Annotated in this window: 10 protein-coding genes; 7 read left to right on the forward strand and 3 right to left on the reverse strand. The window is 72.7% G+C overall.

The window, feature by feature from the left end:
- Nucleotides 1–20: 20 nt before the first annotated feature.
- The 5 genes from AB0I42_RS32860 (at nt 21) to mshC (ending at nt 4,686) form a co-directional block, all read left to right on the forward strand.
- Nucleotides 21–854: an undecaprenyl-diphosphate phosphatase gene (locus AB0I42_RS32860; RefSeq protein WP_357543613.1), complete on the forward strand. Its 834-nt coding sequence runs from the start codon at nt 21–23 to the stop codon at nt 852–854.
- A 108-nt stretch (nt 855–962) separates the two neighbouring features.
- Nucleotides 963–1,700 (forward strand): histidine phosphatase family protein, encoded by a 738-nt coding sequence (locus AB0I42_RS32865; protein ID WP_357543635.1) that lies wholly within the window; start codon nt 963–965, stop codon nt 1,698–1,700.
- 112 nt (nt 1,701–1,812) lie between these two features.
- Nucleotides 1,813–2,388: a DUF3090 domain-containing protein gene (locus AB0I42_RS32870; RefSeq protein WP_357543615.1), complete on the forward strand. Its 576-nt coding sequence runs from the start codon at nt 1,813–1,815 to the stop codon at nt 2,386–2,388.
- Nucleotides 2,389–2,397: 9 nt separating this feature from the next.
- Entirely contained in the window at nt 2,398–3,381 is a 984-nt protein-coding gene (locus AB0I42_RS32875) for an SCO1664 family protein (RefSeq protein ID WP_357543617.1), read from the forward strand.
- A 66-nt stretch (nt 3,382–3,447) separates the two neighbouring features.
- Entirely contained in the window at nt 3,448–4,686 is a 1,239-nt protein-coding gene (gene mshC, locus AB0I42_RS32880; RefSeq protein WP_357543619.1) for a cysteine--1-D-myo-inosityl 2-amino-2-deoxy-alpha-D-glucopyranoside ligase, read from the forward strand.
- A 136-nt stretch (nt 4,687–4,822) separates the two neighbouring features.
- Here the strand turns inward: mshC and AB0I42_RS32885 are convergent, their stop codons facing one another.
- Nucleotides 4,823–5,635, reverse strand: a complete 813-nt coding sequence (locus AB0I42_RS32885) for a GntR family transcriptional regulator (RefSeq protein ID WP_357543621.1) — start codon at nt 5,633–5,635, stop codon at nt 4,823–4,825.
- Nucleotides 5,636–6,513: 878 nt separating this feature from the next.
- Here AB0I42_RS32885 and AB0I42_RS32890 point away from each other — a divergent pair.
- Complete coding sequence (locus AB0I42_RS32890; protein WP_357543623.1) at nt 6,514–7,443, forward strand: hypothetical protein; 930 nt, start codon at nt 6,514–6,516, stop codon at nt 7,441–7,443.
- 64 nt (nt 7,444–7,507) lie between these two features.
- Here the strand turns inward: AB0I42_RS32890 and AB0I42_RS32895 are convergent, their stop codons facing one another.
- Nucleotides 7,508–8,524, reverse strand: a complete 1,017-nt coding sequence (locus AB0I42_RS32895; RefSeq protein WP_357543625.1) for a methyltransferase — start codon at nt 8,522–8,524, stop codon at nt 7,508–7,510.
- 71 nt (nt 8,525–8,595) lie between these two features.
- Complete coding sequence (locus AB0I42_RS32900; protein ID WP_357543627.1) at nt 8,596–9,465, reverse strand: PAC2 family protein; 870 nt, start codon at nt 9,463–9,465, stop codon at nt 8,596–8,598.
- A 352-nt stretch (nt 9,466–9,817) separates the two neighbouring features.
- On the opposite strand from AB0I42_RS32900, the gene AB0I42_RS32905 reads away from it, so the two are divergent.
- Nucleotides 9,818–10,495 carry an HAD family phosphatase gene (locus AB0I42_RS32905; protein WP_357543629.1) on the forward strand — a complete coding sequence of 226 codons (678 nt, stop codon included), beginning with the start codon at nt 9,818–9,820 and terminating at the stop codon, nt 10,493–10,495.
- Nucleotides 10,496–10,565: the final 70 nt, after the last annotated feature.

Below are 10,565 nucleotides of genomic sequence, written 5' to 3' on the forward strand. Positions count from 1 at the left end.
GAGCGGAGCGAGGGTGTGGCGTGAGCTGGCTTGAGGCGATCGTCCTGGGCATCGTCCAGGGCCTCACCGAGTTCCTGCCGGTGAGTTCGTCGGGACACCTGCGGATCACGTCGGCGATCTTCTTCGAGGAGGACGCCGGTGCCTCCTTCACCGCGGTGACCCAGCTCGGCACCGAGGCGGCGGTCCTGCTCTATTTCGCCAAGGACATCTGGCGGATCAGCCGTACCTGGGTCGTCGGCATCTGGGACAAGTCGGTACGGCCGAGCCCGGACTACCGGATGGGCTGGTACGTCATCGTCGGCTCGATCCCGATCGGCATCCTCGGGTTCCTGTTCAAGGACCAGATCCGCGGCGTGGCCCGCAACCTGTACGTGGTCGCGATCGTGCTCATCGCCTTCGCGTTCGTGCTCGCGTTCGCCGAGTACTGGGGCCGTAAGCACCGGACCCTGGAGAACTTCAAGATGCGCGACGGCGTGGTCATGGGCTTCGCCCAGGCGCTGGCGCTGATCCCGGGTGTCTCCCGGTCCGGGGCGACGCTGACCGCCGGCCTGTTCCTCAACCTGAGCCGGGAGGCGGCGGCCCGCTACTCGTTCCTGCTCGCCATCCCGGCGGTGGTGATGTCCGGGGTGTTCAGCCTGCCGGACGTCTTCGACACCAGCGGCGAGGGGCTGATCCCGTCCCCGGCGCAGATGGTGGTGGCCACCGTGCTCGCGTTCGCGGTCGGCTACGCCGCGATCGCCTGGCTGCTGCGTTTCGTCGCCCACCACACCCTGTACGTCTTCGTGCTCTACCGGGTGGCGCTGGGCAGCCTGGTGCTGGTGCTGCTGACGACCGGCACGATCTCCGCCACCTGACGGCCAGCCGGGCCGGCGGCGCGCACCGGGTACGGCGATCGGCCGTACCCGGCCGCGGCACCGGCCCGGCGCCCGGCCGGCAGCGGGTGAGCCGGGCTTCTGGCTAGGCTGTCGATCGTGGCGACCCTCCTGCTCCTGCGGCACGGCCGCACCACCGCGAACGCCGACGGCGGACTGGCCGGGCGGCTGCCGGTCGAACTCGACGAGACGGGCCGGGCCCAGGCGGTGGCGGTCGGTGAGCGGCTGCGCGGCCTGCCGTTCTCCGCCGTGGTGACCAGCCCGCTGATCCGCTGCCGGCAGACCCTCGACCTGGCGTTGCCCGGGGTGGCCGCGGTCACCGACGACGGGCTGACCGAGTGCGGCTACGGCGACTGGGAGGGGCAGCCGCTGAAGAAGCTGGCCAAGGATCCACTGTGGCCGGTCGTCCAGCAGCACCCGAGCGCGGCGGTCTTCCCCAACGGCGAGGCGATGGCGGCGATGGCGGCCCGCTCGGTCGCCACCGTACGTGGGCTCGACGCCCGGGTCACCGCCGAGCACGGCCCGGAGGCGGTCTGGCTGGCCTGCAGCCACGGCGACGTGATCAAGTCCATCGTCGCGGACGCGCTCGGCATGCACCTCGACCTGTTCCAGCGGATCGTGGTCGATCCGGCGTCGGTGACCGTGATCCGTTACACCCCGATCCGGCCGTTCCTGCTCCGGCTCAACGACACCGGGGCGGGACTGGCCGGGCTGGTGCCGCCGAAGCGGCGCCGTGGGCGCCGGTCGCGGGCCGTCGAGTCGGACGCCGCGGTCGGCGGCGGCGCCGGCGCGGGCGGTGCCGTCACCGCCGCCGACGGTACGTCGTGAGCTGGGCGATCGCCCCCGGACCGGCCGGTCCGGACCGGGCCGGGGCGGCCCGCCGTCGCCGCCGGGCCGGTGCGCCGCGCGGCGCCCCACCGCGCCGGATAGGGTTTCAGGCATGACGCACCAGGTGCATGCCTTCGAGCCGCCGGAGCGGTTCGTCGCGGGGACCGTGGGCGAGCCGGGGGACCGCACGTTCTTCCTGCAGGCTCGGGGCGGTGGCCGGCTGGTCAGCGTCGCGCTGGAGAAGGTGCAGGTTTCCCTGCTCGCCGAGAAGCTCGAAGAGTTGCTGACCGAGGCCCACCGCCGGTTCGGCGTCGAGTTGCCCGACGCCCCGGCCGGACCGTCGGACAACGAGCCGCTGGACAATCCGGTCGACGAGGAGTTCCGGGTCGGCACCCTCGGCCTGGCGTTCGACGTCGACAGCGCCACGGTGGTGATCGAGGCGATCGCCGCCGGTGAGTCGGAGGTCGGCCTCGACCTGCCCGACGACGCGGACGACGACGACATCGACGACGAACCCGACGACGACCTCGACCGGCTCCGGGTCCGGCTGAGCCCGCAGGCGGCCCGGGAGTTCATCGACCGGGCCCGGCGGGTGCTGTCGGCCGGCCGGCCGCCGTGCCCGCTGTGCGGGCAGCCGCTCGACCCGCAGGGTCACCTGTGCCCGCGGCACAACGGCTACCACCGCTGAGTTCCGGGCATGTCCGCCGAATCGACGGGTTCCGCCGAACCTGAGACCCGGGCCGCGCCGGGCGCCGAGCCGCCGGCGCTGTGCGAGCCCCGGCCGGCGGCCGACCCGGCGCCCGGTGGAACCGTCCCGTCCGGCGCCGGTGCGCCGTCCGGAGGTCCTGCGCCGGCCGGCGGCACCACCGGGGCAGGCGGCCCGGCGGTGCTCGCCGAGGCCGACGCGCTGCCGCTGCTGCGCGCCGGCGCGTTCGAGCTGGAGGGCCGGCTGGTCGACGCCTCCAACACCACGCTGCGCGGCTTCGTGACCCTCGACGGCGTCACCGCCCGGTGCGTCTACAAGCCGATCCGGGGCGAGCGGCCGCTGTGGGACTTCCCGGACGGCACCCTGGCCGGCCGCGAGGTCGCCGCCTACCTGGTCTCCAGGGCCACCGGCTGGGGCCTGGTGCCGCCGACGGTGCTGCGGGACGGCCCGCTCGGCCCGGGCGCCTGCCAGCTGTGGATCGACGAGCCGGCCGACGGCAGCCCGCCGGTCGGCTTCGTGCCCACCTTCGAACTGCCGGCGGACTGGTTCCGGGTCGCCGCCGCCCGCGACGACGAGGGCAACGCCTACGCGCTGGCGCACGCCGACGACCCGCGGCTAGCCCGGCTCGCCGTGCTCGACGCGGTCATCAACAACGCCGACCGCAAGGGCGGGCACATCCTGGCCGGGCCGGACGGGCGGATCTACGGCGTCGACCACGGGATCTCGTTCCACGTCGAGGACAAGCTGCGTACGGTGCTGTGGGGGTGGAGCGGACGGCGGCTGCCGGCCGAGGCGGTCGAGATGCTCGACGGCCTCGCCACGGCCCTCGCCGGGCCGCTCGCCGACGACCTCGCCGAGCACCTGACCATCTCCGAGGTGGCCCGGTCGGCCGAGCGGGTACGCCGGCTGCGGGACACCGGACGGTTTCCGCCGCCGCCGCAGGACTGGCCGGCGGTGCCCTGGCCGCCGATGTGAGCATCCCGACGGCTTGATCATCCGCCCGGGAAACGGCGGGGTGTCGGGCTGGTTACGCTTGCGGGCATGGACTCTTGGACGGGGCACGAGGTGCCGCGGCTGCCGGGGCCGGCGCAGCCGCTCGCGTTGTTCGACTCGGCGCGCCGGGGGGTCTTCCCGACCCGCCCCACCGGCGCCGCCACCATGTACGTCTGCGGAATCACCCCGTACGACGCGACGCATCTCGGCCACGCCGCCACCATGATCACCTTTGACCTGGTGCAGCGGATGTGGCGCGACGCCGGCCACGAGGTCCGCTACGTGCAGAACGTCACCGACATCGACGACCCGCTGCTCGAACGCGCCACCCGCGACGGCGAGGACTGGATCGTGCTGGCGATGCGCGAGACCGCCCTGTTCCGCGAGGACATGGAGGCGCTGCGGATGATCCCGCCGGCCCACTACGTCGGCGCCGTCGAGTCGATCCCGAAGATCGTGGAGAAGGTCGCGGTCCTGCTCGCCGACGGGTCCGCCTACCGCCTCGAGGACGGCACCGGCGACATCTACTTCGACATCTCGGCCGCCCCCGAATTCGGCTACGAGTCCAACCTCTCCCGCGACGAGATGCTCGAACTCTTCGCCGAGCGCGGCGGCGACCCCGACCGGGCCGGCAAGCGCAACCGGCTCGACCCGCTGCTGTGGCGCGGCGCCCGCCCCGACGAGCCGGCCTGGCCCGGCGACGGGCTCGGCCCCGGCCGGCCCGGCTGGCACATCGAGTGCGCGGTGATCGCGCTGGGCCTGCTCGGCGACACCGTCGACGTCCAGGGCGGCGGCAACGACCTGATCTTCCCGCACCACGAGTGTTCGGCCGCGCACGCCGAGCGGCTCACCGGCCGGTCACCGTTCGCCGGCCACTACGTACACGCCGGCATGATCGGCCTGGACGGCGAGAAGATGTCGAAGTCGAAGGGCAACCTGGTCTTCGTGTCCCGGCTGCGGGCCGACCGGGTCGACCCGATGGCGCTGCGGCTGGGCCTGATCGCCGACCACTACCGCAGCGACCGGCAGTGGACCGACGACTCGCTCAAGGTCGCCGTCGAGCGGCTGGACCGGTGGCGGCGGGCCGCCGCGGCGCCGGCCGGGCCGTCCGGTGCCGAGCTGCTGGCCGCCGTACGCGCCCGGCTCGCCGACGACCTCGACACGCCGGGCGCGCTGGCCGTGGTCGACGCGTGGGCCGACGCGACGCTCGCCGGAACCGGCGCGGACCCGGCCGCCCCGGCACTGATGGCCACGACCGTGGACGCGCTGCTCGGCATCCGGCTCTGATCCACGCCCGGCCGGCCGGTGGTGCCACCGGCCGGCCCGGGGCGTCTGGAAGGCGCGGCGCGCGTCCGGTGGCGGTGCCGGCCTGGGGTGCGGGAAGGCGCGGTGCGCGCCGGGTGGCGGTGCCGGCGCGGCCGGGTCAGCCGAGGACCAGGCCGGGGTCCGGATCCGGGTCGGCGGCCGGGCCGGGGATGGCGTACTGCTCGGTGAGGGTGGTCATCGGGCCCGGCCAGGTCGCCTGGGCCACCTCGATCGGCCGCCGGTTCGCGTCGTACGCGACGTGCAGCAGGTGCAGGACGGGGGTGTCGGGCCGGATCTGGAGGAGTTCGGCCTCCTCCCGGCTCGGCTGCCGGGCGGTGATCTGGTCGGTGGCCGAGGCGTACCGCCGGCCGATCTCCTCCTCGGCCTCCTGGTAGAGCGGGCGGCCGAATGCCTCCCTGCGCTCCAGTGAGGTGCCGTTGGCGTCGTCCGGCCGGAACCAGGACGCGCCGACCTCGACCGGCACGTCGTCGGTACGCACGATGTGCCGCCGGACGAGCAGTTCGGTGCCGTCGCTGACGCCGAACGCGTCGGCGACCTCGGGCGGGGCGGGGGCCCGGCCGACCTCGGTGAGCTGCTGGCGGTAGCGGGCCGCCAGGTCGGCGTGATAGCCGCGGTGCCCGCCGTAGCGGCCCCGGGAGAGGCGGTTGAGCCGGCGCCGGGTGCCGCGGACGTACGTCCCCGAGCCGGGCTTGGTGATCAGGATGCCTTCGACCCGGAGCTGGTCGATGGCGCGCTGGACGGTCTGCTTGGCGACCCCGAACGTCTCGGCGATGGCCGGGATCGACGGTAGCCGCTCGCCGGGCGCCCAGTCGCCGCGCCTGATCTGGGCCCGCAGGTGGGCCGATATCTGCCGGTGGGGGAACTCGGCGGCGCCGGGATTGATCGACGCGGCACCCGGGTTGATCGACATGGCATCGTCCGTCCGGTCCGGAGGGGCAACTAGGTTCCTAGGATGCCCTACGGGGTGTGTGGCGTCCCACCCGACACGCCGAGCGGCTGTAGAACGTCTCTTGTCGCCGCGATGGCAACAAACGTTCTACGTTCGCGGCCCGCACCCGGTCACTGCCCGCAGATGTGTAGGGGCATTGACGTCGGACTGCCCGGCCTGTCCCGGGTAATCGTGGCAACGAGGCCGATCGTCGACGGTTCTACCGCGACTGCGGCCAGCCGTTGTTGTTGATCTGGGCGGGAGAGACCCTACCCATCCCGGGTAGGGTCTCTCCCGCCCAGATCAACGTCTCCTTGTCAGGTGGGCGACCCGCGAGGGCGTACCGCGCATCGGCTGGGCGGCGGCGGGACGCCGGCGACCACCGGTCCGGGCCGACGGGACGACCCGCACCACGATGGTCCCGGGGGAGAGACGGCCCCGGGGAGGGCTGGCGCCGAACTTCGGGCGGCAGACCGAAACCGGGTCGTCAATCGTGAATGCGACAGGTCGAATGTCGTCACCCACGATTCGGCCACGGGTTGCCAGAAGGTCGGCGGCGTCAGTTCCGCGCCGGGGTTCGGGACAATTTCTGATCTTCGATCCCTCGGCCTGGAGGTAGGAATGGCCCGAAAGATGCTGCGCGGGCTCGTCGTGGTCACGACGTTCTGCGTGGCGCTGACGGCGGCGGCGGCGAGCATGGCGCGCGACCCGGAGCCGCCGAACGCGCCGGACGCCCTGATGCGGGACCGTGGAGTGGTCACCAGCGTCGCCGGGCTCAGCCCGGAGGTGGCCCGTACGGTCGACGGCGCCGGAGCCGGGGACTACGAGCGGGCGTTGTCCGCGTACTGGACCCGGAGCGGATGCGGGCGGCCCGCCCGGCGGAGCAGGTGCGCGGGTCCAAGGAGTCGGCGCCCGGCAAGGACTTCGGCGGGACGCGGGTTCCCGGTGGGACGCGGGTTCCCGGTGAACTACGCGGCGAACCGGTCGTCATCCCGCCGGCGAGGCCGGCGACCACGCCCGTACCCGCCGGGGCGGCAACCGGGGCGGTGGCGACCGCTGGGGCCGTCGGCGCCGTCGGCACCACGGCGATCGGCCCCTTCCGGCCCCGCTACGCGGTCGGCCACCCGGTCGCGCGCACCATCGGCAAGATGTTCTTCACCCACATGGGCGAGGGCCTGGTCTGTTCCGCCGGCATCGTCAACAGTGCGAGCAAATCGCTGGTCTGGACGGCCGGCCACTGTGTGGCCTACGACGGCCACTTCGCCCAGAACTGGATCTTCGTGCCGAACTACAACATGGACCATTCCTGGCCCCAGTCGCCCGCCCCGTACGGCTACTGGTACGCCCGCTATCTCTCGGCGCCGGGGGAGTGGACCGACCATCGCCACTTCCACAGCGACTGGGGTGCCGCCGTCGTGTGGCCCAACGGTTCCGGCACCCGGATCCAGGACTATCTGGGTGCGCAGGGAATCTCTTTCAGTCTGCCGTACTTCCCGTTCAGTTACGCCTACGGTTACCCGGCCGATCCGCCGTATGACGGGGGGTACCTGTATCTGGCCATCGCCCAGGCCCACGACGCGGGGGCCAGCGTCATGTACATGGAGAACTCGATGACCGGTGGTTCGTCGGGCGGTTACTGGCTGACGAATTTCGACGGCGAGTTCGGGGTGGTCAACGGGCACAACAGCCTCGGCCTACCCCATCAGCCGCAGTACACGTATTCGCCGTACTACGGCCTGTCCACGGTGAACTTCTACAACCTCGTCCAGGCGATCAATGCGATGGCGTAGACGCGTCCGGGCGGGCGCGACCCGGCAGACGTGCCCGCCCGGACCACCACGTGCACGGCCCCGGTCAGGGGCGCCGGCCGACGACGGCGCCGTTGGCGCCGGGGGCGTCGAAGGGGACGACGCGGATGTCGGTGAAGCCGGTCCGGGCCAGCCAGTCGCGGTATTCCGCGCCGGAGTAGTTCCGGCCGCCCTCGGTCTCCACCAGCATGTTCATGCCCATCAGGGCGGCGTCCGCAGGCCCGGTGCGGTCGTCGTTGAGCAGCAGTTCGCAGATCACCACGGCGCCGCCGGACGGCAGGGCGTCGAAGCAGCGGCCGAGGATGGCCAGGTTGGTGGCTTCGTCCCAGTCGTGCAGGATCATGCTCAGCAGGATCACGTCGTGTCCGGCGGGTAGCGGCGCGTCGGTGAGGAAGTCGCCGGCGACCGTGGTGATGTTGTCGGTCAGGCGCGCGTCGGCGATCTGGGCGTCGGCGAGGGTGCACACGTGCGGCAGGTCGAGGATGGTCGCGCGCAGCTTCGGGTGCCGGCCGCACAGTTCGATCGGGAAGGCGCCGGATCCGCCGCCGACGTCGAGCAGCGCCTGGTACGGGCTGAAGTCGTACGCCTCGGCCAGGGCCCGGGCGGTGAACCGGGACGTGGAGTACATGGCCTCCCAGAACAGTTCGAGCATGACCGGGTCGGCGGTGGTGAACAGCGACTCCTGTGCCTGCGGGTCCCAGGTGACCGGCTTGTTGTCCCGCAGTGCCTGGTCGACCCGGTGCCAGGGCAGGTAGGTCCGCTCGTTGCAGTAGCGGACCTGCCCGCCGAAGTAGTAGGGCCGCCCGACGACCAGGAACTCCTCGGCCAGTTGCGTGTTGCGGTAGCCGTCGCCGGCACGTTCCAGCAGGTCGAGTGACGCGCAGGCGGTGAGCAGCAGGTCGGCGGGGCGTTCGGCGATGCCCAGTTCGTCGGCTATCTCCTGCACCGTCGCGGTCCGGCCGTCCGCGAGCCGCGTGAACAGGTCGAGTTCGACCGCGGTCGCGAACGTCTTGAAACTCCAGAAACCGGTCACGAGCCGCATCAGGGGAGTCGGAGTGATCATACGGACATGTGAACACTTCGATGCGTATGGTGACGGAAACTGTCAGCTATCTGACAGTTACTCCCTGCGAATCACCACGATCCGGCCGTCGGACCGGCGGAACCACCCCGCCGACGCAGGTATTTCTCGAACTCCTGCGCGATCTCGTCGCCGGTCAGCGGCTGGATGCCCGCGTCACCGACCCGCTCCTCCAACTCGCGGACGTATTCGCCCAACTCGGCGTCCTGCTCGGCGGCGGTGCGGACCCGCTGCTCCCACTCGGCCGCCTCCTCCGCCAGGTCGGCCATCGGCACCGGCAGGTCGAGGACGTCCTCGACCCGGTGCAGCAGCGCCAGCGTCGCCTTCGGGCACGGCGGGTTGTTGGCGTAGTGCGGCACGTGGACCCAGAACGTCATCGCGTCGACCTCGGCCCGGTTGCACGCGTCCTGGAGCACCCCGACGATCCCGGTCGGCCCGTCGTAGCGGGTCGGTACGAGCTGGAACCGCTCGGCGACGTCCTTGTCCGACGCGCTGCCACTGATCGGCAGTGGCCGGGTGTACGGCACGTCGGCCAGCAGCGCGCCGAGCAGCACCACCCGGTTGACCTCCAGGCTGTGGCAGACCTCGAGCACCTGCTCGCAGAACGTCCGCCAGCGCATGCTCGGCTCGATCCCGCGGATCAGCACCACATCGCGTTCGGTGCCCTCCGGGCTGGCGACCATGAACCGGGTCGTCGGCCACTCCACGCGGGGATTCTCACCCTCGGGCCGTACGATCGTCGGCCGGCTGACCTGGAAGTCGTAGAAGTCCTCCGGGTCCAACTCGGTCACCTGGCGCGCCTGCCACACCTGTTCGAGGTGCTCGACCGCCGCCGTCGAGGCGTCGGCGGCGTCGTTCCAGCCCTCGAAGGCCGCGATCGCCACGGGCGACCGCAGCACCGGCAGCCCATCGAACTCGCTCACGGCATCTCCTTGCTGCGTTCGATCGTCGGTCGGAGCCGGACGGTGGCCCGCTCCCGGTCCGTCACGTCCGGCCCGGTCACTGAGCGCACCTTTCGTCCCGCACAACCGTCAGCCTACGTCCCACACCGGCGCGCGGCCCGACGGCCGCGCCGTCCCGATCACCGGACCGCTGGTCCCGGCCCCTGGACGGTCGGCCGTGCCACCGGCGTCAACACCCGGTCGGCGTCGCCCGGAGGCGTCCGACGGGCGTCGCGGCGTGGGTGAGGCCGGTCACCCCGGCCGGCGGGACCGGGCGGGCACCGGCCGGTACGGGCGACACTGGACCGCACCCGGCCCGGAGGAGAGACCCGTCGTGACCACGAAGAGCGTCGCCGCCGTCCTGTTCGACATGGACGGCACCCTCGTCGACAGCGAGAAGCTGTGGGACACGGCGATGACCGAGCTGGCGACCGAGTACGGCGGCGTGCTGTCGCCGCAGGCCCGGATGGCGATGGTCGGCAGCGCGATGGCGACCTCGATGCGGATCCTGCACGACGACCTCGGCCAGCCCTGGCGCGACCCGGCCGAGGGGATCGCGTTCCTGCACCGGCGGGTCGCCGAGCTGTTCGTCGGCGGGCTGGAGTGGCGGCCCGGCGCCCTGGCCCTCCTGCGGGCCGTGCGCGCCGCCGGGATCCCGACCGCCCTGGTCACCTCCACCGCCCGGCAGTTGGTCGAGGTGGCGCTCGACACGCTGGGGCGGGACAGCTTCGACGTGGTGGTCTGCGGTGACGAGGTCGGTGCCGCCAAGCCCGACCCGGAGCCGTATGTGACCGCGGCGCGGATGCTCGGCGTGCCGGTGGACCGCTGTGTGGCGATCGAGGACTCGCCGAGCGGGGTGGCCAGCGCGCTCGCCGCCGGTGCGGCGGTGCTGGCCGTACGGGGCGAGGCGCCGCTGGACCCGGCGCTCGGCGTACGCCTGCTGGAGACGCTGACCGCGGCGGACCTGGACCTGCTGACCAGCCTGCTGACCCCGCTGGAACTGCCCCGCTGACCCGCGCGGTCGACCCCGGCCCGGCCGACCCCGGCCCGAGCCCTGCGCGGCCCGACCGCCGCGCGGCGGG

Origin of the sequence: Polymorphospora sp. NPDC050346 (genome assembly GCF_040655695.1) — a bacterium.
GTDB lineage: Bacteria > Actinomycetota > Actinomycetes > Mycobacteriales > Micromonosporaceae > Polymorphospora > Polymorphospora lycopeni.